The organism is Stenomitos frigidus ULC18, from assembly GCF_003003795.1.
Classification (GTDB): domain Bacteria; phylum Cyanobacteriota; class Cyanobacteriia; order Leptolyngbyales; family Leptolyngbyaceae; genus Stenomitos; species Stenomitos frigidus_A.
Genome location: NZ_PVWK01000097.1, coordinates 75,353 through 101,915, shown reverse-complemented (window position 1 = coordinate 101,915; position 26,563 = coordinate 75,353). Strand labels below are relative to the sequence as shown.

The 26,563-nt window shown below is 50.4% G+C and carries 25 protein-coding genes and 1 tRNA gene; 5 read left to right on the top strand and 21 right to left on the bottom strand.

Translation table 11 applies throughout. From position 1 onward, the window contains the following. Positions 1–169: 169 nt before the first annotated feature. The 13 genes from C7B82_RS17260 to C7B82_RS17200 all read right to left on the bottom strand — a co-directional run bounded on the left by C7B82_RS17260 (position 170) and on the right by C7B82_RS17200 (position 11,993). Positions 170–254: transfer RNA gene (locus C7B82_RS17260), tRNA-Ser, on the bottom strand. A gap of 238 nt (positions 255–492) precedes the next feature. After that, on the bottom strand, positions 493–1,194 hold the full coding sequence (locus tag C7B82_RS17255) for an ROK family protein (RefSeq protein WP_106257515.1): 702 nt from the start codon (positions 1,192–1,194) through the stop codon (positions 493–495). Positions 1,195–1,294: 100 nt separating this feature from the next. Next, positions 1,295–1,873: a coiled-coil domain-containing 22 family protein gene (locus tag C7B82_RS17250; RefSeq protein ID WP_106257514.1), complete on the bottom strand. Its 579-nt coding sequence runs from the start codon at positions 1,871–1,873 to the stop codon at positions 1,295–1,297. A 259-nt stretch (positions 1,874–2,132) separates the two neighbouring features. Then, the gene (locus C7B82_RS17245; protein WP_106257513.1) at positions 2,133–2,780 is read right to left on the bottom strand and encodes a ParA family protein; all 648 of its coding nucleotides are present in this window, start codon (positions 2,778–2,780) and stop codon (positions 2,133–2,135) included. A gap of 37 nt (positions 2,781–2,817) precedes the next feature. Further along, positions 2,818–4,281, bottom strand: coding sequence for a glycoside hydrolase family 13 protein (locus C7B82_RS17240; protein WP_106257512.1), 1,464 nt, complete (start codon positions 4,279–4,281; stop codon positions 2,818–2,820). A 74-nt stretch (positions 4,282–4,355) separates the two neighbouring features. Then, positions 4,356–4,598, bottom strand: a complete 243-nt coding sequence (locus C7B82_RS17235; protein WP_219904549.1) for an excalibur calcium-binding domain-containing protein — start codon at positions 4,596–4,598, stop codon at positions 4,356–4,358. A 112-nt stretch (positions 4,599–4,710) separates the two neighbouring features. Beyond that, positions 4,711–5,589, bottom strand: coding sequence for a methyltransferase domain-containing protein (locus tag C7B82_RS17230; RefSeq protein ID WP_106257510.1), 879 nt, complete (start codon positions 5,587–5,589; stop codon positions 4,711–4,713). Positions 5,590–5,730: 141 nt separating this feature from the next. After that, positions 5,731–5,970 carry a YiiD C-terminal domain-containing protein gene (locus tag C7B82_RS35160; protein ID WP_106257509.1) on the bottom strand — a complete coding sequence of 80 codons (240 nt, stop codon included), beginning with the start codon at positions 5,968–5,970 and terminating at the stop codon, positions 5,731–5,733. Between the two features lie 3 nt (positions 5,971–5,973). Next, positions 5,974–6,750, bottom strand: coding sequence for a TIGR03943 family putative permease subunit (locus C7B82_RS17220; protein ID WP_106257508.1), 777 nt, complete (start codon positions 6,748–6,750; stop codon positions 5,974–5,976). Between the two features lie 82 nt (positions 6,751–6,832). Next, positions 6,833–7,894 carry a permease gene (locus C7B82_RS17215; protein ID WP_106257507.1) on the bottom strand — a complete coding sequence of 354 codons (1,062 nt, stop codon included), beginning with the start codon at positions 7,892–7,894 and terminating at the stop codon, positions 6,833–6,835. 106 nt (positions 7,895–8,000) lie between these two features. After that, positions 8,001–8,705, bottom strand: a complete 705-nt coding sequence (locus tag C7B82_RS17210; protein WP_106257506.1) for a pentapeptide repeat-containing protein — start codon at positions 8,703–8,705, stop codon at positions 8,001–8,003. Between the two features lie 134 nt (positions 8,706–8,839). After that, a complete protein-coding gene (locus C7B82_RS17205; RefSeq protein WP_106257559.1) occupies positions 8,840–10,288 on the bottom strand; it encodes a DICT sensory domain-containing protein in 1,449 nt (482 codons plus the stop codon). A gap of 130 nt (positions 10,289–10,418) precedes the next feature. Next, positions 10,419–11,993 (bottom strand): photosystem II high light acclimation radical SAM protein, encoded by a 1,575-nt coding sequence (locus C7B82_RS17200; RefSeq protein ID WP_106257505.1) that lies wholly within the window; start codon positions 11,991–11,993, stop codon positions 10,419–10,421. 594 nt (positions 11,994–12,587) lie between these two features. On the opposite strand from C7B82_RS17200, the gene C7B82_RS17195 reads away from it, so the two are divergent. Further along, positions 12,588–12,947, top strand: a complete 360-nt coding sequence (locus C7B82_RS17195) for a DUF1830 domain-containing protein (protein ID WP_106257504.1) — start codon at positions 12,588–12,590, stop codon at positions 12,945–12,947. A 50-nt stretch (positions 12,948–12,997) separates the two neighbouring features. Here C7B82_RS17195 and C7B82_RS17190 read toward each other — a convergent pair whose 3' ends face one another. Then, complete coding sequence (locus C7B82_RS17190; RefSeq protein ID WP_106257503.1) at positions 12,998–14,188, bottom strand: glycosyltransferase; 1,191 nt, start codon at positions 14,186–14,188, stop codon at positions 12,998–13,000. 308 nt (positions 14,189–14,496) lie between these two features. Next, complete coding sequence (locus C7B82_RS17180; protein WP_106257501.1) at positions 14,497–15,255, bottom strand: ABC transporter ATP-binding protein; 759 nt, start codon at positions 15,253–15,255, stop codon at positions 14,497–14,499. A 1,126-nt stretch (positions 15,256–16,381) separates the two neighbouring features. Between C7B82_RS17180 and C7B82_RS17175 the strand changes: the two genes are divergently transcribed. Next, positions 16,382–16,786, top strand: coding sequence for an AbrB family transcriptional regulator (locus C7B82_RS17175; RefSeq protein ID WP_106257500.1), 405 nt, complete (start codon positions 16,382–16,384; stop codon positions 16,784–16,786). Positions 16,787–17,410: 624 nt separating this feature from the next. Then, complete coding sequence (locus tag C7B82_RS17170; RefSeq protein WP_106257499.1) at positions 17,411–18,250, top strand: CPBP family intramembrane glutamic endopeptidase; 840 nt, start codon at positions 17,411–17,413, stop codon at positions 18,248–18,250. A gap of 26 nt (positions 18,251–18,276) precedes the next feature. Here the strand turns inward: C7B82_RS17170 and C7B82_RS17165 are convergent, their stop codons facing one another. Next, positions 18,277–18,999: a DUF533 domain-containing protein gene (locus C7B82_RS17165; RefSeq protein WP_106257498.1), complete on the bottom strand. Its 723-nt coding sequence runs from the start codon at positions 18,997–18,999 to the stop codon at positions 18,277–18,279. A gap of 333 nt (positions 19,000–19,332) precedes the next feature. Between C7B82_RS17165 and tatA the strand changes: the two genes are divergently transcribed. After that, entirely contained in the window at positions 19,333–19,512 is a 180-nt protein-coding gene (gene tatA / locus C7B82_RS17160; RefSeq protein ID WP_106257497.1) for a twin-arginine translocase TatA/TatE family subunit, read from the top strand. A gap of 119 nt (positions 19,513–19,631) precedes the next feature. Here the strand turns inward: tatA and dapB are convergent, their stop codons facing one another. Then, entirely contained in the window at positions 19,632–20,459 is an 828-nt protein-coding gene (gene dapB, locus C7B82_RS17155; RefSeq protein ID WP_106257496.1) for a 4-hydroxy-tetrahydrodipicolinate reductase, read from the bottom strand. A gap of 207 nt (positions 20,460–20,666) precedes the next feature. Beyond that, complete coding sequence (locus tag C7B82_RS17150) at positions 20,667–21,317, bottom strand: hypothetical protein (RefSeq protein ID WP_219904548.1); 651 nt, start codon at positions 21,315–21,317, stop codon at positions 20,667–20,669. A 689-nt stretch (positions 21,318–22,006) separates the two neighbouring features. Between C7B82_RS17150 and C7B82_RS17145 the strand changes: the two genes are divergently transcribed. Next, entirely contained in the window at positions 22,007–22,927 is a 921-nt protein-coding gene (locus C7B82_RS17145; RefSeq protein WP_106257495.1) for a M23 family metallopeptidase, read from the top strand. 57 nt (positions 22,928–22,984) lie between these two features. Here the strand turns inward: C7B82_RS17145 and C7B82_RS17140 are convergent, their stop codons facing one another. The 3 genes from C7B82_RS17140 to C7B82_RS17130 all read right to left on the bottom strand — a co-directional run bounded on the left by C7B82_RS17140 (position 22,985) and on the right by C7B82_RS17130 (position 26,485). Beyond that, positions 22,985–23,272, bottom strand: coding sequence for a response regulator (locus C7B82_RS17140; RefSeq protein WP_106257494.1), 288 nt, complete (start codon positions 23,270–23,272; stop codon positions 22,985–22,987). A 234-nt stretch (positions 23,273–23,506) separates the two neighbouring features. Beyond that, a complete protein-coding gene (locus tag C7B82_RS17135) occupies positions 23,507–24,619 on the bottom strand; it encodes an ATP-binding protein (RefSeq protein WP_106257493.1) in 1,113 nt (370 codons plus the stop codon). Between the two features lie 72 nt (positions 24,620–24,691). Then, positions 24,692–26,485 (bottom strand): hybrid sensor histidine kinase/response regulator, encoded by a 1,794-nt coding sequence (locus C7B82_RS17130; protein WP_245939961.1) that lies wholly within the window; start codon positions 26,483–26,485, stop codon positions 24,692–24,694. Between the last annotated feature and the right edge of the window lie 78 nt (positions 26,486–26,563).

The window sequence follows — 26,563 nt, the reverse complement described above, 5'->3', positions numbered from 1 at the left end:
CTTTACGAAAAAGCACTACCGAAAATTAGAGTCATTAAACTGACCCCAAACCCTTGCTCTGCGGAGCGATTCTGTGGCTTTTGCACGGAGCTAAATAGTTTGACTGCTAAAACCTGTGCATAGCTTGATCGGGTCTCTTTGGATGAAAAACCGATCGTCTGACTAAAAACGGAGAGGGGGGGATTCGAACCCCCGATCGCTTTCGCGATGCTCGATTTCAAGTCGAGTGCATTCGACCACTCTGCCACCTCTCCGCGAGGTACATCGAGTACGTCGTCTATATTAGCTTGTCTGATGACTCAGTAGTTGATGTCGCTAGAGAAAAGGTCAGAAGGTAAGGAGAGGAGGGGAAGTAGAAGTAGTAGGGGAAGATGAGGAGATGAGGTTTGTACTCAAGCATCAGCAACCAGCAGGCAACACTCTGAACCTCAAAACTCTCCCCTTGCGCGCTATCTATTTCTGCTTCTTCACCCCCTCAGCCCTTCATCCTTCCTACTCCCGCCACAATGCGATGCCACCCAAGAGTCCGGCAATGTTAGGCACGCTCTTGACATTCTGAGGTAGCTGCAAGGTGATGAATTTGGCGTTGCCGCCGCCAAGGTAAAGCCTGTCGTAGTTAAACAAATGCTCTAAAGCTGCGATCGCTTTTGCAAGGCGTTCATTCCACTTTTTCTTGCCGATCGCTTCGAGAGCAGCATTGCCTAGCTGTTCTTCGTAGGTATTGCCTTTCCGAAACTCGTGATGACCTGGTTCCAGGTTGGGAACCAGCTTGCCGTCGAAAAACAGCGCACCACCAAAGCCTGTCCCCAACGTAATGACCAACTCCAAACCTTGGCCAGAAATGGCTCCGAGTCCTTGCATGTCTGCATCATTAATCACTTTCACAGGCTTATCAAGGTGTTGAGAAAGGGCGGTTGCTAGGTCGAAGTCGATCCATTCAGCATCCACATTCGCAGCTGTTTTGGTAATGCCTGCTTTAACGACACCCGGAAAACCAACCGAAACACGATCAAAGGTTTTGCCGTTAGCGAGAGCCACGATCGCGGCAAGCATCGGCTCTGGTTTTGCTGGTTGAGGTGTTTCGACTCGATCGCGTTCCGTGATGGGGTTACCTTTCTCATCCAACACCATCACTTTGATGCCGCTGCCACCAATATCAACGGCAAGCGTTTGAATCTGTCTCTGTTCTGTCATGACAGCTCTCAATACGTTTGAACCAAGCAATTCCTTGGTGTTTGCGTTGTTGCCGTAAAACCTATGATCATCCGTATCGAGACGATCGTCAGGTCAACGCTTAATCAAACCAACCCACATCCCGATTAAAGGTATTCAGCGGGTGCCCAGAGGCTTCAACCGACCCAGAAGTAGTAGGAAGCGGAGCTAACTTCAGTTCCTGCGGCGCGCGTGCGTCTGCCTTTTTAGCGGCACTCGTGTCTTTAGCAGCACTCGTGTCTACTGTCGCTTTTTGGGTCTGCAAGGCTTTCAGTTCTTGAGTGAGTTTAGCGTTGGCGTCTGTCAGGAGGCGCACGTCTTTGCGAGTCTGCTCCAGCTCGGTTTGCAATTGCTCGACCGTTGCTTTTTGAGCATCCAATGTTGACATAAGGTCTTCAATCTTCTGTTGCAAGGCTTCGTCCTGGTTTGATTCGGTAGTTGGTTCGGGAGTTGCGTTTGGTTCGGTAGTCGTTCGTTTGGTCGAACGGGCTTTTGCAGTTGTACTGGCTTTAGTGGGAGCCGATGACGCGATCATTGCTGGTTCAGCGGCTTCTGCATCAGTTTCGTCTACTGACTGTGCAGCCCCTTCTGCAGCCGTTGCATCCTCTGAGGGTTTGTTTGCTTCCTCACGTAATAAATCTGATAGTCGTCTCCGAGCCATGCGTCCTCCGTTCCCAATGCGTCGTACTAATACTTTAATCGATACCTGTTCCGGTAATGCTGTATATAGATTCCTGTTTAAGTATCTCTACAAACCTACTGCTATCTGCAAACGAAACAGCACGGTGATTTTTAAGCTTTTAGCTATCAGTTATCAGCCATCAGCTTTCAGCCTTTTGCCTTCTGTCTTTTGCTCGCTGCCTTGTGCTTCATCTACCTCCCCTGCTCTCTCAGCTCGTCTGCCTTCTGCCCGCTGCTTGCTACTGCTCCCAATCACGCTGAATTTCTTCGGCAACACGACGATAATCTGCTTCGGCTTCACGTGCGTTGTTACCGTTCCACAACCTAATTGGCAGACCCTCTAATGCTGCTCGCTCATGTGCTTTGTAGGCGCGGATAAAGGCACTACAGGCTGGAATACCTAGCTCTTTGAGCGTTGCCTGTGCGTCTAGTGCTTCATTGATGCTGCGAGGATCAACTCGCGTCAGCAATACCCGATGGGCAATGCCTTTGGGCGTAACAGTCACTCTGACCGTCTCAATGAGGGCGGTTAAGTCCATTGGTGCGGGTGGTGTGGGCAGAATCATGTAGTCTGCGACAGGGATGACGGCTGCCAATGCCTCTGAAGCCAGGGCAGGAGGCGTATCAACTACCACCAGATCATAGTCTCCCCCTTGGCGTAGTGCAGCAAGTTGGTCTGGCTGGGTTTCCTGCCTAAGGTCAAAGCCCATCGGTTGATTGCCATGCTCAAACCACCAGGTTGCAGATCCTTGCGGATCGGCATCAACCAGCAGCACACGGTAGGTATCTGCCATTGCAGCCGCTAAGTTGACTGCCGTTGTGGTTTTACCAACGCCTCCTTTGCCATTGAGAACCACGAGGATTTTTCTTGGTGATGACAACGGCATGGGCTAATGGCTCTCTAAAGGGGATGATGATGGCAAGCTAAAGCAGAATGCAACTGCTGCGTGGCGGTAACTCCAGGGTGAACCCGGTTGTTGCTTCGCCCGTATGGAGTGACAATTGCCCAGTGCCAAAGATGATTGTCTCAGGTAATCGCTCGAATGCTGCTGTTTCTAGCGTGAGGCTGGCTTTGCTAGGGGTGCTGCCAACATTCACGGCAACCGTAATCGCTTCTGCTCCTAGAGTACGTGCAAAAAGATAGACCGTGCCCTCTGCGAACAGTACACGATAATCACCTGTACGCAGGGCAGGATGGGCATGACGCAGCGTAATGAGCTTACGGTGATATGCCCAGATTTCGTAGTCCCAATCTGCTTCTAAGGGAAAACCTCGGCGCGAATCGGGGTCGATCGCACCCGGCAATCCCACTTCGTCGCCATAGTAAATGCTGGGTGCACCAGGAAAGGTGAGTAGTAGCAGGGTTGCCAGTTCAATGCTCGCCCGATCGCCCCCTGCAATGGTGATCAAGCGTGCCGTATCGTGGCTTGCCAACAGGTTTAATTGTGTGAGCTGAATCTCCCACGGATAGAGCTCCAGAAGTGCCTGCATCTTTTCACCGTATTCTCTGGCAAACAACGGCGGATAGGGCTGATAGTCACGACCTTGCACCTGCTCCATGTCGACACGATCGCCCGCAGCAAAGGCGATCGTGGGGCCTGCAAAGAGGTAGTTCATCACGCCATCAAATTGAGTGCCGTCGAGCCACTGGCGCGAGTCGCCCCACACTTCACCCACGATGTAAGCTTCAGGGTTAATGGCTTTGACGCGATCGCGAAACTCTTGCCAGAAACCAGGCGTTTGAATCTCAAAGGGCACGTCTAAGCGCCAGCCGTCAATGCCGAACTTAATCCAGTATTCGGCAATCTCCATTAAATACTCCCGCACCTCTGGATTGTCGTGGTTAAACACAGGCAGCGCCCGGTTGCCCACCCAGCCTTCGTAATTTGCCGGAAACTCGCCCGTATACGGTGCCAGTGGCCAGTCGTGGATCTTAAACCAGTTGACCCAGGGCGAATGGGGACCGTTTTCCAGAATGTCGTGAAAGAAGAACAGCCCCCGACTGGCATGGTTAAACACGCCATCCAGAACCACTTTCAAACCCCGTCTGTGCGCTTCCTCTAACAGATCTTTGAAGGCTGGATTGCCACCCAGCATGGGGTCAACCTGGTAGTAGTCATGCGTATGGTAGCGATGGTTGCTAGCAGACTGAAAGATCGGCGTGAAATAGATGGCTGTAATGCCCAAATCTTGCAAATAATCCAGCTTTTCCATCACGCCCCACAGGTCGCCGCCTTTGTAGCCCTGAAGCGTGGGCATGGCGTGCCAGTCTTCCCAAGCAGCATTTTGCAATAAGCGCTTACGGGACTGCTGACTACGGGCGAAGCGATCGGGGAAAATTTGATAGAAAACGGCGTGCTTGACCCAATCTGGTGTCTGAATGTCCATGCAACTCTCTTAGTGCTTCTTTGCTAAGGTAATCGCACTTGTTGATTTAGGGGTCTATCTCTAGTAGAAACGTTTTAACGTCTCGATTCGCAGCCGATACCGTCTTTGTCGCGATCGAAGTGATGAGGATCGGGAGGCAGAACGCGAAAATTTCTGAAAGCAATATCTTTGCAGTTGAGATCTGGCGGCGGAGACGGAAGGCAAACATCAGGATAGGCTGCATCACAGCCAGAGGACGCTGATCCTAACGGGATGGGTAGGGCACATTGGATGAACACGATCGCCAAACCCATCCCAAACGCAAGTAGCCATCGCATCATCAAGTTCCTTATGAGGGCACGTTTTAGAGTGCTCACATGGGTCTGGTGAATTGACAATGCGCTGGCGCAAGTTATCCTCTCTTCATCGATTGATGAAGCATCAGCGAAGTTATTGCCGCGTTGCTGACAGTAACCCAAACCGAACTAACCCACTTTGATAGCCGCGCTGCATGAGACCAAGCGACAGTGCTGCCTGGATAGTCGTCCAGCCGGATGTTAGCAGACCCACGATCGCCTCAAAATTGAAGGCCGAGTCAATCACAACATCCCAGAAAGGCGCAACGGCTGGAGACCAATCGGCAGTACGGATTTGCTGAAAGTTGAGGGTATGCGCGATCGACTCATATTCTGGCAACGACAGCACGTAGGGCAGACAATACACGCGATAGATGTCTGCTAGATGCTTTTGCTCGTCGGCTGTAAGGGGCTCACGATCGATGGGTCGATGACACCATGTCACCATCAAAAACGTGCCACCCGGTTTCAGCACCCGATAGCACTCCTGCATGAACTTCGCTTTGTCAGGCATGTGTTCGCCGCTTTCCAGCGACCAGATGAAGTCAAACGACTGATCGGCAAAGGGCATATTCAGCGCATCGGCAACCTGGAATTGAGCGATCGCGCCTGTCCCTGCATTTCCCGACATGCCTGCATTTCTGGCGCGATCGGTTGCTCGACCTGCCTGCACAGGGCTCAGCGTAATGCCTGTCACATTGGCATTAAATTTCTCCGCAAGATAAAGCGAACTGCCACCAATCCCACAGCCCACATCCAAGATTTGTTTTGGTAAACCCTGCTCTGGCCGATCGATCTGCGCCCATTGCAACAGTTCTTCAATCAGGTCAATTTGCGCCTGCCGCCGATCTTTTTGCTGACGACCATCAGCACCATAGTACCCATGATGCATGTGTTCGCCCCAGATCTGCTCCCACAGACCGGATGAGGCATCGTAAAACCGCTGAATTTGCTGGTTGAGCGTAGAAGTCATGGTGGCGAGAGTAGAGAGTGTGGCTAAGGGATTAGTAAAGCATGAAATAGAAGGCAGGAGGCAGAGGGTAGAAGGTGAGGGAGCCAGAAGTCAGAAGGACAATCACTGATGTCACCAACAACTATCCACTAACAACTGCCTTCATTCAAAACTCAAAACTCTCATCCTGAAGCTTTGCCCACAGGAGCGCCCAACCCGCCAAGATTCCAGGCTCGAAAGACTCCCACCAAAGATCGTCTCTCTGTGATTGATGTTGGGTGCGTACGGAGCCAAGACAGAAATCTGAACATCATCGATTGCCAGAACCGTCATCCCCATATGCTTTGTAATGGGAATATGCTCATGGGCGTATTGAGTGATCACGTTAGGTGCCACGCGCATCGCTTAATAGTCGTAGGGGTTTTTGGGTTCTGGGATGGGTTTTAGCGTTTTGGCGGCGATCGCCAACTGGCGCTTACCGGCCCGTTCTGCTGTCATCATCTGCCCCTCAATTTCGAGCCAGGTGTCTGGCTTATAGGCGTCGCGGCTCTGGGAGAGCTTAACAGGCAAGCTGACGGGATACACATCAGCCGCACAACAGGTAATGACAAAGCGAGAAAGCAACAGGTAATCATTAGGCAAGTCTTGGGGATAAACGACAAAGCCCTGCACTTTTGCCTTTTGCCCTGTATAGGCATCGGGCTCAGGATATACGGCCAGCGTTCGCACCCAATCCACCAGGGTTTTTTCGTCGCTATTGGTGGCAGCCCGAAAGGCTTGTGGTTTCACACGCGTCAAAGTGACGGTATCGTTTACACCTCGATCGATCGCCGTCTGGCTGGCAAAGGCACGGGGCGAAATCAGCAGGCCCAGAATCGCGGTACCCAGCAACAATACGGTACTCCAACCCGGCGGAAACAGCGTCAGATGTCGCTCTGTTACACCACCTCGTACTGATTGCTGTCTTTGCTTGTACAAGAGAGTCGCTTTAATACCACTGACCAAAAGTAGAACGACCCCTGCCACGATCGTCAGCCCCATATAGTTGGGGTGAATCAGCAGATTAAGCTTGCCAGTGAGCCAGTACTTGAGAAATAAGATGCCCCACGCCGCGATCGCCACGACATCCAGCCAGGGCAGAACGGTTTGGAACGAGGGGGAACGGGGGGAGCGGAGGGACATGGGGAGAATGAGGGGGGGGGGAGGGGGGCAAGCAGGGGAAGGTTTGAGTTTTGAGTGTTCAATTAACGCTGACCGCTGACCGCTAACTAATGTACAAATTCACAATCAGCGTAAACAAAAACGTCATCAATGCTGCCAGCGCGAACAGATAGAAAATGGCTCTGGCCTTGAAGATGGATAGCATTAAGCCGATGCCCTTCAAGTCGATCATGGGTCCGAAGACAAGGAATGCTAGCAGCGAACCGCTAGTAAACGTAGAGGCAAAGGACAGCGCGAAAAAAGAATCGACAGTTGAGCAGATAGAGACCACGGCTGCCAGGAGCATCATGGCAAGAATGGAGGTTACAGGACTCTGCCCCAGATTCAGAATGACATCACGAGGAACAAAGACCTGAACGATCGCCGCGATCGCACTACCCAGAACCAATACGCCACCGAGTTCTCGTAGCTCCTGTACTGTATTCTCCAGCAACAACATGAGCTTATGAGACAGGGGTTTTCCGGCTGTGTTTGCCCCCATCATTCTGGCTTGTAGCTCTGCTCCATCAATCTGCAACGGCTGTGGTGAGAATGCCTGCGACGACTGCCCCAGAAAGTATGTCCCGGCTTGCAATAAGGGTGACGTTGAGGTCTTAGACTGACCCCTCTCCCCTCTCCTCTCTCCTCTCTCTGCCTTTACAGGGATGGCTCGTACCACGGCAGGCTGCAACAGCGGACGTAAATCTGCCTGTGCGCTAAAGACCCAGCCAATGATTGTGGCGATCGCCAGCGAAAAGCCAACGCGCATAAACACAATTTCGGGCTGGTCACGGAACGCTGTCCAGGTAGCCCAGAAGACGATCGGGTTAATGGTGGGTGCGGCTAAAAGGAAGCCGATCGCCACGGGCGTCGGTGCGCCCTGCATCAGCAGTCGTCTGGCAACAGGCACATTGCCACATTCGCAAACGGGAAACAAAAACCCAACGCAGCTACCTGTCAGAGCGCCCAAAAAGGGGTTTTTAGGCATCCAGCGCACCAGTTTGCGTTCATCAATAAAAAACAGCAATAGCCCTGAAAACAATATCCCTAGCAGGAGGAAGGGCATGGCTTCCACCAGTAGGCTCAAAAAGAGTGTAAAGGCGCTGTTTAGTTGATTTAAGTTCATCCGTTATGCGCTTGCAGTTTTGCGATTGCAAGGTAATCGCAATCTTCAGGTCATTCTACAGGAACGACTATCCTATCGGTACGACCAAAAATCCCAGCACTGCGATTTATAACGTTGAGCGATGAGACGGCTCCGTTTCAGGCTGCTTTAGAGCAATTTGCAAATCGAGGCGATTGGTTGAGCGATCGAGTAACGTACCGACTAGACAGGCACCCGCTAAGTTCACTCCATCCAGATTAGCCTTCTCCAGCTCAGCACACAGCAGATTGGCTCCAGTCAGGTTGGCTCCAGCCAGATTAGCACCCTGGAGATCGGCCTCCTCAAGATTAGCCTCAGTCAACAAGGCTCCTTGCAAATCTGCCTGATTCAGGTTCGCACCGTGCAAATTAGCACCGCTGAGATTGGCACCACGTAAGTCTGCGCCGCGCAAGTCGACACCCTGTAAATTAACGCCCATCAGATTGGCGCCACTCAGAAATGCGCCCGAGAAGGTTGCCTTGCTGAGGCTTGCCCGCATGAGATTCGCACCCCGTAGATTACTGCCACGCAGATCCGCTTCGGTCAAATCTGCCTGCATCAAGTTCGCTCCCACCAGGCTCGCTCGCACATCAGCGGCAATCAGTTGGCAGCCAACCATGTTGGCACCATCCAACGACGCCCCCGTCAGTTTGGCTCGACTGAGATCGGTGCCAATCAAACGTGCGCCTGCTAGATTGACACCTTGAAGATTTTGCCCAGACAGATCTTCGTCTTCCAGATCAGCACCCAGAAGCTGTTTTACCTTACCAGAGCGAATTGCGTCGATGTTCATTGATAAAGGGATAGAGGGTGTAAGAGAGTTTTGAGTTTTGAGTTTTGAATTGTCAGTGATAAGAGAGTTTTGAGTTTTGAGTTCTCAGTGAGGCATTCGCTTCGATTATTCTTTGGCCTTTAGCTTTCTGTTCTCTATCTTTTGCTTTCCGCCTCACTGGCTGCCTTAAATAGATCATCAGCATAGTGGGAGTCGATCAGCCAGAGTCCAGCCGAGATTTTGGGCACGCTGATAGAGAGGTCTAAGCCTTGTTGAAAACCGCTGACCAGTAACGCTAATGTGTCGACCAACTTTGGGTCCCATCGATCGCCCTGCTGTTGTTGGCAGTCAACCAGCGCTTTGGCCATGCACTCGTCTGCGCCGGGTGGCGTGTGGGAAGCGGGCATTGCAGTGCGGAGTTCCACCAGGCGCTGCTGAAACTCTGCCGCCAGCCCCAAGATTCTCGACTCTAGCGGAATTTCGTCTCCAGCCAGCCCAGCAGGTTGTCCCGACCCATTCCAGCATTCTGTCAAATGTGTGATGATCGTGGCGATCGCCCGCAACCGGGGCATCGTCCGCAACACCTGTGCTCCCGGTACTAAGGGACAACTTGGAGCAGTGGTGAGAGCCTCGTCGTCAGCATAGCGCCCAAAACTACCGGGACTCAATACGGTTTCAGATCGTTGCAGTGGTGCGAGTCGATGCAGTAAACCTGCCAACTTGAGTCGATGCAACTGCCAAACAGGTAGATCCAGCAGTTGTCCGATCGCTTCTGCCAGCGACGCCACTTCAGCCGCCGCCGTGGAGTTGGTCGAATCGGCTTGATCCGTCAACTGCGCCATCCGAAGAAAGGCCTGCACTTCATTGGAAACCAGATTGTTGTCTAGAGGATCGCGATGGAGTCGTTCAGCATCGTGAGCGTGAATCTGTTCGCTGAGTTCAGTTTGCCCTTCTTGCAAATAGTCCACGACCCGCGCCACGATCGGACCAAGGTCATCCCGTTTCTCAGTCTGGGCAGCGACGATCGCCTCCATTTGCGCCGTTAGTTTGGCAGCAAGAGCCGAATCGTAGCGCTGAATATGAGCGATCGATAGTTCTATGGTCTCCTGCACCAGGTTGGCTTCAAACGTCCAGAAGCCGTAAAACTTACGCTCTAAATCTTGGGTCGGTTGCCCTTGCGCCCCATAATCTTCTGGCGAAAGCTCCTGACACAGCACCATTGCCGAATAGGTCGGGGCAAAAATCATCAAGTGCCATTCTTGCGAGACTGGATCACTCGGATCAAGGCTGACCAACTCGACGTTCGCTTTCTGGCTCGTCGGGTGTTCCGCAAACCCTCCATCAGGCGCTGCCATGATGACAATTTGCTGCGATCCTTCCGCCAGGTCAGCGTAGCGATCGGCTTCCTGCAGATACCATTTACCCCGCTGAAACGCAGTGACAACCAGCGGCTGGCTACTGCTAGTGAGGATGCAATCTTCCAGAGCGTGACACAACGCCACCAACGTGTTTTTGTAGTAAACGCCAAAATTGAGCGGTCGTTTGCCAGTGTAACCAGCTTGGTGGCTAATCCCTAGCTCTTGGAGAATAGAACCTTCTAACATTGCAGATGAGACGATTAAGAGAAACGACAGATGATCATCGACGGTAGGCAGTAGTTGGTTGCCTTCTTTTACGAACCATAGCAAGAATCAGTCAAACATCCTGAGCGCGATCGCACAGCATGACACCCGCTTAAGAAGCGGAAAGCGCAAGTGGCTTAGTGGCTGAGACGATCGGAGCCGTCAGCGCCGACTCCAAATCGGCTTTTCCTAGCCGTTGCTCCAAAATGGCCATCACTTCACGACCAAAATCGTTGGGATTTTGTTGCCACGCTTGAAGGCACACTTCACCAAACAGCGAGCCGAGTGGTTCCGGGTTCCAGAGCAGCTTTCGCACTGTCCAGGGAGTAATGTTCATCGGATCATAACCTGGCTTCAAAATTTTCTGGTCAAAGGCATAGGTTTCCAAGTGAGTGTGAGGCTGTAAGCCAATAAAGAAGATTGCTGGCTCCACTTTATCGGCACCAAAGATTTTTTCTAGCTCTCGGTGGTAAGCGATCGTTTGGCGAATTGTGTCGATACGCTCGTCAATCACATTAAAGGAGTAGTTGACGGAAACCACGTCGTTGAACCCAGCAGCTTTCAAATCACGGCAGTTTTCCAGCACTGTTCGCAGATTGTAGCCCATGCGCATTTTGCGCACCAGTTCCTGAGAACCGCTGGTGATGCCGATTTCAAAGTAGTTCATGCCCGTTTTCACCATCAGGTCACACAAGGCAGGCGTGAGATTGTCTGCCCGAATGTAGGCCGCCCAGTGAATGTCCTCCATGCCAGCGTTCAGAACTTTTTGCAAGAGTTCTGCAACATCGTCGATGTACTTACGTGCTGGAATCAACTGGGCATCGGTAAACCAGAAGTTACGCATGCCACGATCGTACAATTGGCGCATCTCTGCGACCACTTCATCAGCAGGGTTGATACGTACCTGCTTACCTTCAATAACGGTGTAAATGCAGTAGCAGCAGTTGTGTGGACACCCGCGCTTCGTTTGCACCCCAACATAGAAATCTTGTGCCTGCAAATAATAGTCAAACTCTGACCAGATTGTTTCGATGTAGCTGTAGTCGCAAGCTGTTTTCTCGATCGGCGTCGGTACCTCATGGATCATGCGATCGCGTGCTGTAGTTTCGCCCACGATATAGCAGCGCTCATCGAGAAAGTTTTTGCCATGCAGCAGCTTTTCCAGCAACGCCTCGCCTTCACCCACAGAGACGATCGTACCTTTGGGCAAGCTGCGGCCAAGCTGTTCATAGAAGACGCTGACCGCACCACCACCCACCACCGATCGTACGGCTGGGTTGTACTTTTGTGCACGTCTCATGCCACGCTTAATCAAACCCAGGTTGCGCCAGAGTTCACCGTAGTACCCTTGGGCGACACGAAGGAGCCCGATCGCGCCCCGCAGCTTCACCAGCGGATTCCGCGCGTAGTAGAACTCAAACGTATGCTGCAGTGGATTGCCACCGCGCCCGCCAACGGGTGCATAAATCTGGATGTCTCGCCAGGAAAAGACCAGCAGGTTTGGCCGAAACTCGTCTATACAAGCATCAAGCGCCGAAGCGTAGTCCAGTGGTGCAACAGTGCCCAGGTCGAAAATACGCTGCTCAGCTTCTGGAAACTGCTTGTGGACGTGGTCAGCTAAATAAACGACCCCGATCGGAAAAATCGGATTGCAAGGGAGACGAACGTAAAGGATCCGGTTAGCCATCACAAGGTATTTTCTGAAACATCAACCGTTAAATCGATCTTCTTTATTTAAGCAAACCCAGATTCAGGATGCGTTGCTATGCGGCGGGGCAAGGGGATTCACTGATGCATGCAGCACCGAATCACTAGCGACCATTAGCGCCATCCTGCTACCACACTGCGAGACCAAAGTGGATAGAGCAACACTCAATGCAACTCCTTGGGCAAGACTCATTGAGCGCGAAGTCTAAGTGGTCTAATTCTGAAAACTATTTTCATATAACTTTACGATACCACTGACTTTCTTTTGCTGCATCGGCATTTTCTCAGCAAAGTACCTAAAAATGAGAAAAACCTCTATTGACAAAGCTGACAAGTAAGCCGCACCGCTAGTCTCAACCGATCGAGAGACCTGACCAGAGTCTAGTTTGAAGCCGTTTATGAGGCGATTGACTGCATGTTATGAAGGCTCAAATACCTCTGCGATGCTTGAGCACTGCGCCTTTAGGTAGAAATTTCGATCAAAGAGGCGGTTGGTAATAGGGTTTACAGCCAACGGGATCGCGGAGTGCTACGTTCAAGTTATTCCTTATAGTTTCGGTGTGGGTCTTCCTCCATGGCTCAAATCTTCGATCCGCTGCCGTCGAGTAGCACCAACCCCATCCTGTGTTGCTATGTCAACGCTACAAGCCGTATTCAGGTTGCTCGCATTACCAACGTTTCTAACTGGTACTTTGAGCGGGTTGTGTTTCCAGGCCAGCGGTTGGTTTTTGAGGCGTTACCAGAAGCCCAGCTAGAAATTCACTGCGGCATGATGGCGAGTGCCATTTTGTCAGATACCATTCCGTGCGATCGCCTTTGCATTCAAGAAGAACTTAGTGCTCCCTTTGACTTGACAGAGGCGACAGAGCGATCAAATGAAGGGACTGATTCAGACAGCGGTAGAACCACAGCACCTGCTACTGCTGCCCCATGACGCTCAAAGAATCAATGAGGGCATCGATCCTTTGAGCGTCATTTAACTGCTCACTCTTTCCTCAGAAGCCTCATTTGCTGAAGGCTATGCCGCAGACTTGCCCCTTCCGGTGATCCTTGCTGTTCATACAGTGCGATCGCCTCTTGAAAAGATTCCAGGCTTTCTGCAACACTTCCTGCTTTTAATAAAGCAACGCCTAGATTTTGGTGCGCTTCGGCATAGGTTGGCTGGAGTTGAATGGCGCGGTTGTAGTGAGCGATCGCATCCTTCAACTGACCCATTGCCTTGAGCGTGAGCCCAAGATTGTAGTAGCCAACAGCAAAACTTGGGTCGATCATGACAGTCGTTTCATAGAGCGTTTTTGCTTTCATCAGTTCGCCCTGATCTTTGAGCAAATTACCCCAGTTGTTATAAGCACCTAGTTTAAGGTGCTGGTGAAGCGGCTGTTCGATCGCTTTTTGGTAGTGCAATGCTGCCTGTGCTGACGCTTGTAGCTGACCGTAGAGACTGCCCAAGTGATAGTGCAATTCATACAGTACGGGTGCCTCGATCGCAGTGTCCAGACCCCGTTGTAGGAGTGCTAAGCCTTGCATTGGATCACCTAGATCGGTGTAAAGGGCACCCAATTTGCTGCAAATGTAAGCATCATCGGGATGCGCCGTCAGGTAGCGTTCCATAATGGTGCGGGCACGATCGACCTTTTGGCGCTGGGCGATCGCGGTAGCCTGATAGCCCGTGTGCTGAATGGCAATGCCTGGTAAGGCCATCACCTGCCAGTGCGGTTCTTGTTCCAAGAGAGCAGTGATGCTGTCATCAATGAGCTCGTGATACGGACGGGTGAAAATGATTGCAGGATGCCTGCGAAACAGTCGCGAAAGCTGAGCCTTAGGATGGTTTGTCCCGAGTTCTTCTCGCAAAAGGGTAATCGCGATCGTCGCTTCTGGTTGCATGGCCTGCTGTAACGCTGGCACGCTTTCTGGTACCAGCACCTCATCAGCATCGAGCACTAAAATCCAGTCACCGTGAGCATACTTGAGCGACTCGTTACGGGCAGCCGCAAAGTCATCACACCACGTAAAGCGATGAACCGTTGCCCCACAGGCTCTGGCGACTGAAACGGTACGATCGCTGGAACCTGTATCAACAATAATGATTTCATCGACGACTCCCGACACGCTAGCCAAACAGCGGCGCAACGTGGCTTCTTCGTCTCGCACAATCATGCAAAGGCTTAATGTCATTGCCTGAGGGTATCCTGTTTCCGATGCCCTCATTCTCCTGTGAACGATCTATAGATGCAACGGCAGCACGCTTAGATTCAGTGACGCAAGGAGGGACGGCTTTTCAAACATCCTCTGAAACTGGACTGCTTGTGAGCTATCAGCTATCAGCTATCAGCTATCAGCTATCAGCTATCAGCTATCAGCTATCAGTGTTTTAGCAATGAGTGTTTTAGCGTCCGTTGCAAAATAACCGGACACGATTGGATCAACGCTCAACTTTTCTCTAATGGCTGACTGCTGACTGCTGACTGCTGACTTGGAGTTGCTCAACTCACCATCTGTTTCAACATCCCGTCCTCAAGCTGAATGACACTGTCAGCAAAATCCATGATGCGCGCATCGTGCGTCACCATCAGCACAGTGCGGTTCTGCTCCTTCGCTAACCGATGGAGGAGTTCAATCACCGCATGTCCATTTTGAGAATCCAGGGCTGCTGTGGGCTCGTCTGCCATAATCAGCTTGGGATCGCCCCCTAGCGCTCGCGCGATCGCCACACGCTGTTTTTGTCCACCCGACAAATCACGTGGTAATTGGTTCGCTTTCTCTGTCAGCCCAACCTGTGCCAGCAAAGAGCGCGCTTGCTTCGCCGCTACGTTTTTCCGTACCCCTTTAACAGTGAGAGCCACCTCAATATTTTCTAAAGCAGTCAACGCTGGAAAGAGGTTGAAGCCTTGAAAGATGAACCCGATGTTCTCCAGGCGGAATCGTGCTAGCTGCGATCGCGACATGCCTGTAATCTCCTGCCCCAGTAGACGAACGCTGCCTTCTGTGGGCGTTAGAATACCCGCCAAGATCGATAGCAACGTGGTTTTGCCCGAGCCAGATGGTCCCATCAAAAGCTGAATCTTGCCACTCTTGAGTTCCAGGTCAACACTCTTGAGTGCTTGATAGCGTTCTGACCTCGACTGAAAGTTCATGCCAACGCCTTTTGCGGCGATTGCTAGAGCCGTTTTAGGTAGAAGCGAAGCGGGAGCAGTGGTGATCGGCTCTGAATAGTCTGCTAGAGACAACTGATATGCAGTCATGAGGTGATGAACGTCATGTACGTAAAGTTAGACGCTGGCAACCGCTAAAAAGTTCAAAGCGGTGTCACACTTTTTATCTGAATGCAGACAATGAATGGTTACTGCTGCAAAACGTTATTACTTTGAGTGATGCTTTGCCGGGTTTCAATCTCATTCCTGCTTGAGTTCTTAACGCTAAGGCATCGAGAATGAGGCACCATTCAGAAAAAGTCTGTTGCAGTAAAGGGCTTCGTAGCGTAATGGCGGGAGCAACGTGTTTCCCGTCATGCTGATCGCTCCACATGGCAGAGCAAGTATCCTGAACGGCACTAAGTATCATCGAATGGAAAGATTAATGCCTAAGGTGATTTGCGAGAAAAAGGGTGCCGCTTGGTAGAGGACAGATTTTGCCAGCGTCTTTGCCTCCAGCCGATCGCTTTGGTATCAAACCTGCTCCTACGGGTCTTTTGTTTGCTACAAAGCTCCTAAAGTCCTACTTGTTTGCAGATTGCCTTTTCCTAGATGATTTTCTGGAGTGCGTTGTGGGGGTGATGAGAAAATGGTTACAAATGTTCTAGAATCCTTTGACCTTCGAGAACCCTCTACTTTGGATAAGCAACCTTGAGATATCCGCCTCGCTTCTTTGAGTGCTCCTCGTTCTCTGAGAAAAAAGATCACGACTGCATCAAAGATCTTCTGAGTGTCATAAGCTTGCTGAAGCATTTCATTCGCCAGGTTTTGAGTCGTGTTTGTATTTGGTTCGATGATCTGACACCCGATCAGTCTATGAACTTCCACAAAGGCGAGATGACAATTGCCAGGGAGTTAGGAACCAAAGGCCAGAATCTTAAACGGGTTTCATGCGTCATCAGCAATTCGTAGAGCATGGTATCGCTACAGTGCCAATGGGCGCGATCGCCAAATGTTGGCGCATAAGAATCAGAGCTGTTTGATTAACTGGGCTATTACCGAAATTCAGTTCAGACCGCCCTGCTTACACGAAAATCGGAAGAATAAAGCAAAAGATTAATAGTAAAACCGTAAAAAAAATATTGTTAGGTTTGATGGATTTAAGGCTATATTTTCTATAGTGCCAGGTTACTGGTTTAACCCTACTTCATCACCCTGGAGTTCTCAGGATAGAGAGATGACTGATACCGCAACGACTCCACTGACTGGAAAAGCATTACTTCAAAAAGTAAAAGAACTTTCACACTTGCCGCGCCGAGAAACAGCCAAGCGCTGCGGGTACTATACAGTAACGAAGAACAGCCAGACTCGCGTTAATTTGACCGACTTTTATGACGCTGTGCTGGGTGCTAGAGGCATTCCATTAAGTCCTGAAGGCTCTAAAGATGGTCGTGGTCGCGAACCAACGTATCGAGTGAGTGTTCACAAAAACGGTCAAATTGTCATTGGTGCTGCTTACACTCAAGCAATGGGCTTGAAACCCGGCGATGAGTTTGAGATTAAGCTTGGCTACAAACATATTCATCTGATTCAGTTAGATCCTGGCAAGGGCGAGAGTAACGGGTCTCATGCCGATGCTTAGGAATGAGAATTAAATAACATCGGTTTTTGTAGGATATGTAAAGCCTAGGGCATAGCTTCGCTAAAGGCGGTGGCCTTAGCTCATTAAGCCTTTGAGTCGGTGCGTTGCACTGTGGTTCTTCTCGTATGCCAGAACGGCTTTACATATCTTGCACAAACGTTCGGTTTTATTAAATCCATGATCCTTAGTTGCTTCTGACGATTTTCTAGGTAAAAATTGCCTCGCTTAGACGAGCGTCGTTAGATTTACTCTGAAACCTAACGATTTGATACTTTTTATGCAGCTCAAAGGCTCTTCTCGCACATGCGTTGGTGGCTAATAGCCCTGGACATTACTCGCGAACGGGCAATCGAGGTTTTTTGGGATTGCATTCTGTCATAAGCTTTCTATACCCGTTGGTATCCTGCTTCAACACTTTTTCTAACTCGGTACGGCGAGGAGCAATCTACCGCTATGACCTCTAGAGTTGGCTCCTCATTTAAGGCGTTCGATCAACGGTGTTGATGATGCACTCTTTGTGGTTTGATCACTATTTCATGCTGATCAAACTCGATCTAGATTTTCTCGAAGCTTCTAGGGTCTCTACGAGAGCTTGGTGATTGTGGCTCTTTGTGCCAGATTCTTATGACTATTTCAGAACGCTTAAATCTTTTAGTAGAGGCGATCTCACACAGCTCGGCGACAGTGAAGGTGCTTGCCTTCTTTTTAATGTGGCTGATCCTGTGGTTGCCCATTGCGATCCCCTTGGCGATCGTCCTTAAATGGCAGCCGCCGAAGCCGCTTGAGATCGGTCAAAAAATCCCTCTCGTTTTGTCGCTCTATGCGTTGGCACCTCTGGTTCTATGGGGCTTCACTCATATCGAAGAGAAGACGTTTGCGACGTATGGATTAACCCTAAACCGCTCAAGTTTAATCTCACTATTATTCGGGCTAGGGTTAGGTGTTTTAGGGGTTGGGCTATTATTTAGCCTCGAACGTTGGGTCGGGTGGATAACCTTGAATCAAGCCAACCAACGTCAGTTTTTTGGGGCTTTGCTCCCTACCTTAGCTATAGGGCTAGTGGTCAGCTTTATTGAAGAATTAGTCTTTCGTGGTTTTCTGCTCAACCAATTACAGCATGACTACTCCACCTGGGTTGCAGCGGCAAGCTCAAGCCTCATTTTTGCGCTACTGCACCTGGTTTGGGAAGGGACTGAAATTTCGCCTCAATTGCCCGGTCTTTGGCTGATGGGGATCGTCTTAGTAATCGCACGTTGGACAGATGGCGGCAGCCTTGGGCTCGCCTGTGGACTTCATGCTGGGTGGGTCTGGGGCATAGCCAGTTTGGATACTGCACAGCTCATCCAATACACCGATAGCGGACCCGAATGGATGACTGGGCTAAAAAAGCAGCCCCTTGCAGGTGGCATGGGGCTGCTTCTCATGGGTGTAACGGGCGTTATGCTTTGGATTATGGGTCGATGAACGAGCTCCAGAAGCCCGAATCTGACCTAGCAGTAGGAAGATATATCTTCGCTACAAGTATCTGCTAAGTAAGAGAGCGCTCGAAAGCGCAAACCGACTAGTTGGTCGTAGAGAGGATTGAGCTTGCAAAGCGGCGGGATATGCGCGATCGTCCGACCAAAGAGGTTAATGTCACGCTCAAAGGGGCACTGAGACGGAATCAACTTACAAAGAAAATGTGCAATTTTCGGATCTTGCACATCCATCTTATCCAGCCAATCACGTACTGGCTGAAGCACTGTTGGGTGCGGCTGCAAGTTAACATAAGACTGCATGGGTCGTTCAATGCTAGACACCAGCATCGGTTGAACCGATTGCGCTGCTTCAGCCTCTGTCTCAGACTCATGTAGGGCTGTGCGTAAGACTTCTAGCACCTCTGTTTTGAGTCCCAAGGCTTGACAGTAGCGAAAGAGTAATTCGTCTTCGCAGAACGAGTAAACGCCGTCAGCAATGGCTACCATTACAGCCATTCTCATGAAGTTTTCGGCTTGAGCAGGGTCTTGTCCAAGTGCCTCTGCAAGTTCAGCGGGTGAAACAGGATCTAATGCTTTCGAGGTGTCTGCGGCAGTTAGTTCCTGGTTGATGAGTGAAGTAATCAGATGTTGCTCCTCAGGATCGAAATGTCCATCAGCCCAAGCGATTGTTAAAAGCCCACGTAGCCAGACGGAGATCTGCTGGCTGGTATAGGAAGATTGAAGCGTGCTAGTCATGCTCGTATAGTAATGCGACTAGATTCCGCATTGATTCTAGCTCGTTTTTTGCTGAGAGTAACTGTAGTCTAGATGACTAAACGCCTGAAACACGCTCTCTCAGCCTTGATTGAATGTAGCTTCTGCTGAATGGCTTTTGGGCGCTATGACGCTATACAAACGATCAAGATGTTCCTACGTAGGGACTGTGCTTAACTCTACACGTTAGAACCTTACGCGTTAGAACCGTTCTCTACCCGTCTATAGTGATGAGGGGACGGAAGATTTAACGCTTACAGTCCAAAGTCCCTTGTCTAACCGGATTGTCCAACGTTGAGCTTATAGGAGACAGGTATGTTTGGTCTTGGCTGGCCCGAAGTTGTCATTATTCTCATTGCGGCAGTTCTCATCTTTGGCCCTAAAAAGATTCCAGAACTGGGCAGTACACTCGGTAAAACGCTTCGAGGCTTCAAAGAGGGAGTGACTCAGGCAGATGCAGAGCAAGATGAACAAGAGGAAGACTACCGTAGCTAAGTTTTCTAGCAAATCAGCGATCGGTAGGGTCCAGGTTGAATAACAAGGTTAGCGGCTACATGTCAAGATTCTGACAAAACCTGCCCTACCCAACGATCAATTCTTTCTCGGAAATCACCTTAAAGCAGCTTCTCTAAACCATAGACTAATGTTTTGAGGGGAATAATTTTGCGAATGGCTAGCAGCACTCCTGGCATGTAGCAGGCGCGATCGCTCGTGTCGTGTCGTAGCGTGTAAACTTGCCCAGCAGCGCCAAAAATCACTTCCTGATGGGCGATGAGGCCAGGAAGTCGGATACTGTGAATCCGAATATCGGCATCCCCTAGGCTGCCGCGTGCGCCCGGCAGCTTCTCGGTTTCCTGCACGCTGGGCGGGTTAAACGTTTTGCCAAATTCTGCTAGCATTTGAGCGGTTTGCAGAGCGGTACCACTTGGTGCATCGGCCTTCTGGTTGTGATGAAGCTCAATGATTTCGACATGATCAAAGTGCTGAGAAGCCTGGATTGCGGCTTGCTGCAATAGCACCATGCCAATCGAAAAGTTTGGGATGATCAAACAACCAGTGCTGGCTTTGTCCGCGAACTCTGCTAAATCGTGTAGTTGCTCAGGGCTCAAGCCTGTCGTACCCACAACGGGGCGGATGCCATAGGCGATCGCCGAGCGAATGTTGTTGTACACCGAATTGGGATGGGTAAAGTCCACCATCACGCCAAGCTGCTTTTCTTGAGCCAGCATGGCCAGCATGGGCTCAAACTGGTCAGTCACAGGCACCTCAAGCGGTCCACAACCAGCCAATTCACCAATATCTTGTCCTTGAAACTCAGGGCTGCGATCGACGGCACCGATCAATATAATGTCGTTTGTTTGGGCGATCGCTTTCACCACTTCGCGACCCATTTTGCCCGCCGCACCATTGACTAAAACCGGGATGGGAAGCTGACTGGTCATAGTTTCATTCGCAGACGTGGGTTAACTTAGGTATTCTAAACTGGGATGGTCTTAAGAAGAAGCAAGGGGTGAACCGACTCGGGAAGCCCCCTTGTGTAGGGGGCTTTAGGGTTCCCCCCTACACAAGGGGGGAACGGGGGGAACAGGATCTCCAGCTTCAACTACGTCAGTCCAGCTTTGATTAATCGCCGAAAACGGAACCGTGACCTAGCGCTGAGGGCTATACCATTGGGTCAGGTTGCTCACAGCACCAGAGCGGCGTTGTGAGTTGAGCAATTGTACAGCCGTTTGATTGTTGCTGTCGTTGATTTTCACTTGAGCATCAATCCCATACCGCGCCGTAACATTGTCATCGTGAGCGATATCTCTAGCGGCAGCAGCGCCCACAAACGCATCGCAGTTCTTACCAGTAACAACGGTGGACGAATCCCGGTTAAAGGCATTGGCACGGCTAGAAGCGCTGGATTGGCTAGACGCACTGGCTTGAGCGTAGCGGTTGGAATTGCTTGCAGAGCTGCTGTTGCTGCCTTTTGAGCTACCGCTGCCGCTGGCACCAATCCCCAGGAAACTGAAGCCGCCGCCACCACCAGCGCTATGGGTGCTGTTGCTGGACTGAGAGTTGGAGCTAGCGCCCGATGCCGAGTTGCTGTTGGCAGCAGCATTGCGGGTAGAGGAACTGGACGAGCCGTTGTTGTTTTGGGTGTTGCTGCCCAGACCCACATCACTGCACAACGCTCTGGGGTCTTTAGCCAGCGTGTCGCCATTAATCCAGGACTGTTGTTCGCCAGCAAACGCAGGCAGAACAGAGGTAAACAGGGTGGTAGCGGCGATCAGAGAGCTAACGAGTTTGCGGTTCATCATTCTTTCTCCTTGTTGATGGTGTTGGGTTGTGAACCCTTACATCAACTAGATAGGAATGGGGGTTGAAGTTTATGCAGTCCTTGATGACAATGGGGCAAAATTTTTCTCACTGATACGAGTCACAGCGATTTTCAGTAGAGTGGGCAGTGCCCACAATTTTTCAAAAAGCCTCGCTGCAAAGTCTGTGGGCATTGCCCACTCTACTACAAGTTAGATGCTTGCTCGGGGCGCATGGCCGTCCTTACTCAAACACGCTTTTGTGAGCCGCGTTACTTGGGACAGACGGCTGAATCTATGCAGGCCTTCAGTATCACTGGTGCCAAGTAAGCACTGTTCTCTACAGCTACGGGCAAGTTTAGTCCCGGACTAAACCCACCACCAAGGCACTTGAGCGACCACTTTGAAGTTTTGCTAAAAGCAAAAGCGGACTTTACTTGTCTGTTATGATACTTTGTGAATATTCTTTTAAGGCAGAAGCAAATCAGCCGGGTGAATCATCACACCGATTAACGCGTGTATGTGCGATCGCAATCATCAGCCTTCGTCGCAGCACTGTTGCCTTTCACTGAGAGGCCAGCAGCAAGCACCACGCGGTTACTTAATTTCATCGCTCAAGCGTCTGTGCGCTTGCTTCTACAGCCCTATCTGCTCCTGAAAACCGGTCCGCATCTACCATCAGCATCTCAATGAGCTACCGCTTTCTCAGTGTTGGAGTTCCTCGTCGGTACAGTGTCCCCAGCCTTCCGTCGTTCAGTGATTCCAATCCAATCCCCACATGGGGTGTAGAATCACCCGCCAATGATTGGATCGCCAGTGACTCCAATCCAATCTCTGTTTGGGGCACAGAGGCGATCGCTGCCAACGTTTCTGGCATGGAGAAACTCAGGCAACTCTGTAGTCTGAATCTGGCCGATTTAAGCCAGTCCAACTTACCAGACTCCTTAGCACTAGAACGTGATCAGTCCCGCATCAACCCCTTTGTCCAGTGCCTTACCTTTGTCTGCGTGGGTCTATCGCTGTGCCTGAGTGCGCATACCGCCTCCGATTCAACGCTGGGTCACACGTTGAATTTAGCCACCTCGATCGTCGGTAAAAGTGAGGCTGCAACGACAGCTAACAGCTCTCACTTGTCCCAGTTGCAGTCACACGCATCGATCGCGACAACCTCTGGAGCCGCTAGCGCGCAGAAACAAGCCAAGGTGACAGTCCACGATCGTGCGGCCCTGGGGTTCGTCCAACCGGTCGAAGGGTTCCCCCTGACCAGCGGCTTTGGCAATCGCGTTCATCCCTTGTTTGGAGACACGCGTTTCCATCAGGGCATTGATTTAGGTACACCCAATGGCACGCCTGTGAAGACCGCCAAGCAAGGAGTGGTTATCTTTGCTGACTGGGATGGTGGCTATGGCAAAACCATCATCATTCAACATGAGGCTGCATACGAAACCCTCTATGCTCATCTAGATGAATTGCTGGTGAGTGTGGGCGATCGAGTCGCTCAGGGAGACATCATTGGGCTGTCTGGGAGCACAGGCTATGTCACAGGCCCACATCTGCATTTTGAAATCCGAGTGAATCTAGTGGCCCACAATCCGCTGGATTATTTTTAGCGATCGTCTCACGTAGGGCACACAGCTTTACACCCTACAGAGGAAAGCTGCAAGCTCTTAAACGGCTTTACTTAAAAGCTGTTGAATACTGCTAGCCAGTTGCTTGAGCTTCACTGGCTTCGTCAGATAATCATTTGCGCCTGCATCCAGGCAGCGATCGCGATCGCCTGTCATCGCGAGAGCGGTGAGCGCGATCATCGGCACTTCACCCAGGCCAGGCAAGCGGCGAATTTGTCTCATTGCTTCTAGGCCATTGATGACTGGCATTTGGATATCCATCAAAATCAGATCGGGTTGGTGAGTGGTGGCAAGGTCGATAGCTACTTGCCCATGCTTCGGTAACAGTAGACGATAGCCTTTGGCTTAGAGATAACTTTAATTATTCCTTTCAGCCCTGAATAAGTTGCTCAGCCCCCTTAATTCTTAATCAACAACCCCACAGCGAACGTAGAAGTCTGTTGGTTACTCTCAAATCGAGCCTGCAGTCTAACATCCTCATCACCAAGCGGCAAGAATACTTCTAGCAGCGATAAACGTCGATCGCGATTGTCCATCCATCTGGATCTATGCCTACGTTTTTTATGCCAGGGCTAGTGTGAAATAAAAGGTAGTTCCCATCTCTAGCTGAGAGGTGACCCAAATGCGACCACCATGATTCTCAACAATCTTTTTACACGTCGCTAACCCAATGCCAGTGCCAGGATACTTTTTTGCCGACTGAGTGCGCTGGAAGATTTCAAACACGCGTTCAATATTGTGAGAGTCAATGCCAATACCATTGTCATGAACTCCAAAGAGCCATTGATTTTCTTGTTTGGCGACTGAGATTTCAACTTGTGGCGTGGTATCTGGGCGCGTGAACTTGATTGCATTGCTGATGAGGTTTTGTAACAGTTGCACCAGTTGAGTTTCTGACCCCATCACCGTCGGGAGCACGTCACAAACCAGCGCCACCTGCTTTTCTGCGATCGCCATCTGCAAATTTTCTAGCACCTGCTTAAGCACAAAATTGCAGTCAATTGGTTGCAACTCTTGAACCTGATTGCTCACCTTTGAGTACATGAGCAAATCTTGAATCAGATGCTGCATTCGGCTTCCCGTATCATGAATCCGACTGAGATAGTCCAAGGCGACGTCATCTAAATAATGTTGATACTTTAGTTGAATGAGTCGCACAAAGCCTGTAATGCTCTGCAGAGGCTGTTGCAAATCGTGGGATACGACGTAGGCAAATTGTTCCAATTCTCGATTGGAGCGAGCCAATTCCTGATTCTGCTCCATCAGCTGTTGCTGTAATTTTTGAATCCGTAATTGGTGCTCGATTCGAGCTAACACTTCCATTTCTTGAAACGGTTTGGTCACATAATCAACACCACCCACCGCAAACGCTCTCACCTTGTCCAGAGCATCATCCAAGGCACTAATAAAAATGACCGGAACTTCACACGTTGTTGGATCATCTTTTAAATATTGACAGACTGTATAACCATCCATTTCAGGCATTTTAATATCAAGCAAAATTAAATTGGGTGGGTCTGCCCGGACAGAGGCGATCGCTCGTTGTCCGCTCAACGCTTTGCGCACTTCAAAGCCCTGATTGGTTAGCATGGCGGATAAGACCCGTAGATTATCTGGCGTGTCATCCACCAGTAAAATATCGCCTCTAAGGTCATCCGCTGAATACTTTTTCATCTCAAGTGCCTCCAAAAATCTAAAAATTTATTAACTGGTATCTATAGCAAGTTTGAACGTGCGGACGTTTGCTTAATTTAGGGAATGCCTTTCCTTGGTATGGTGCACCAGGTCAATCACTTTATCAAACCGAAAATCCTTCACCCAGGCGGTTAAACTCGTTGTTAGAGGAGCACCGTCTGCCGGAATTTGGGTTGCCAACTCAAAAACATCCTGGTCAGAGCCTTTAATAGCAGCCTGGTATAGCTGATCAACCCACTCCAGCGGCATCTGAGCTAGATAGACCATGAGTGCCTGGTCGATACTCTCTTCAATGGTTTGAGTGCTGGCGACTAATTTCAACCGTAAGTCGCGATCGAAGCGATTGATAGCTGAAGGTTCCTGATGCATCCCGATTTTGGCAATCTCAAGCAGGTCGTTGATTAAGGACAACAGATAATTACCATTGCGTTGCGTAATGCTTAAACGCTCTTGGTGCTCTGGTGTGAGTGAGGTGTCGTGTTGCAAGACTTGAGCCACGCCCAAGATAGCGTTGAGGGGTGTTCGCAATTCGTGACTCATGGCCTCCAGAAATTCACTTTTGGCACGGTTTGCGGCTTCGGCTGCGTTCTTAGCCTCAAAAAGCTCGGCTGTTAGCTGTGCCACTCGATCGTCCAGTTCGGTAAAAGAGGCTTTTAGTTGAGCAGCCATTTGGTTGAAGGACTGGGACAGGTCTTCTAGTTCCCTAATGCCCTGCGCCACAGCCGTTTGATCGAGGTCGCCACGAGCAAGCTGCTGGCTGACCTTAACTAAATGCTGAAGCCAGCGGCTAATCCAGTGCGAAGTCATAAGCCCTAAGAGGATGGCGAATATGAGAGAAAGCAGACATAACAGAACAGTGGTGCGAGTATTGGCATTAATTTGCTCCATAAAATCGGCTTCTGGAACCACCACCACCACTAGCCAATCCAAGCCATTAGGATCATGCCAGGGGGTTACCTGCACGAATTGCTGTTGCCCAGCCATGCGAAAGCTCAGTGCATGAATGGCTTGAATTTTAGTCAGATCGCCAAAGTGGCTGATCAGGTAATCAGCCGATGCTTTGATCAATGGGTTACGGCTTTCCGAAGCAGGCATTCGTTGGGCTTTGCCCTTATGAAGCAGAAACGGTGCCTCTGACGCAGAACTGGCTACGAGCAAGCCGTTACGCTCAACAATAAAAACTTCCCCTGTTGGGCTAGCCTGCTGGTTTTGTAAGAATTCATTGAATTCTGAAAGGATCAGATCAACGCCGACAACCCCCAGCAATTGCTTTTGCCGATTGTAGATCGGATAACTGGATGAAATCGACATTACATCTGGCTTGTCATCCCATTGATAAATAGCACTCCAAAGCGGTTTTCGAGCGTTTACAGCATCGGCATACCAGCCTTCTAAAGTAACTGAGGGCTGGTCAGAAACAGTCCGTTCTAACTTAAGGCGCTTTCCTTGTGCATCGGCTTTGTAAATGGACATCTGAGAAAGAGCCGGTTTACGGGTTTCATTGATCAGAAGCGTGCCGTCAGTTAAGCGTTCCACGCCAATAAACTCCCCTTGAGGATTGGCAAAATTGATGTAGCCGACGTTAAATGTTTGCATTTGTCGGTAAAAGGTCTGCCCCATGCGATCGAAGTCCTGTAAGCTCAGCGTGCCGATGTTGATGGCATCCAAATTAAGCTGATTAATTTGGTTGGGAATAGTCAATTGTTCCTCAAGGTGATGGGTGACTTGCGCACTCGTTTGGTTGCGTAATTGCATTGCCAGATCGTTAACGGCTTTCTGCCCATTGCGGAGCGAAAACCAACCAGTCAATCCCACGGCGGCAAAGATTTGTAGTACAAATGGCACTACCAGAACCAGATGTAGTGGCACGCCACGAAAGCCTTTAGAGCGTTGAGACTGAGGATGAAGAAAGCGCATATCACA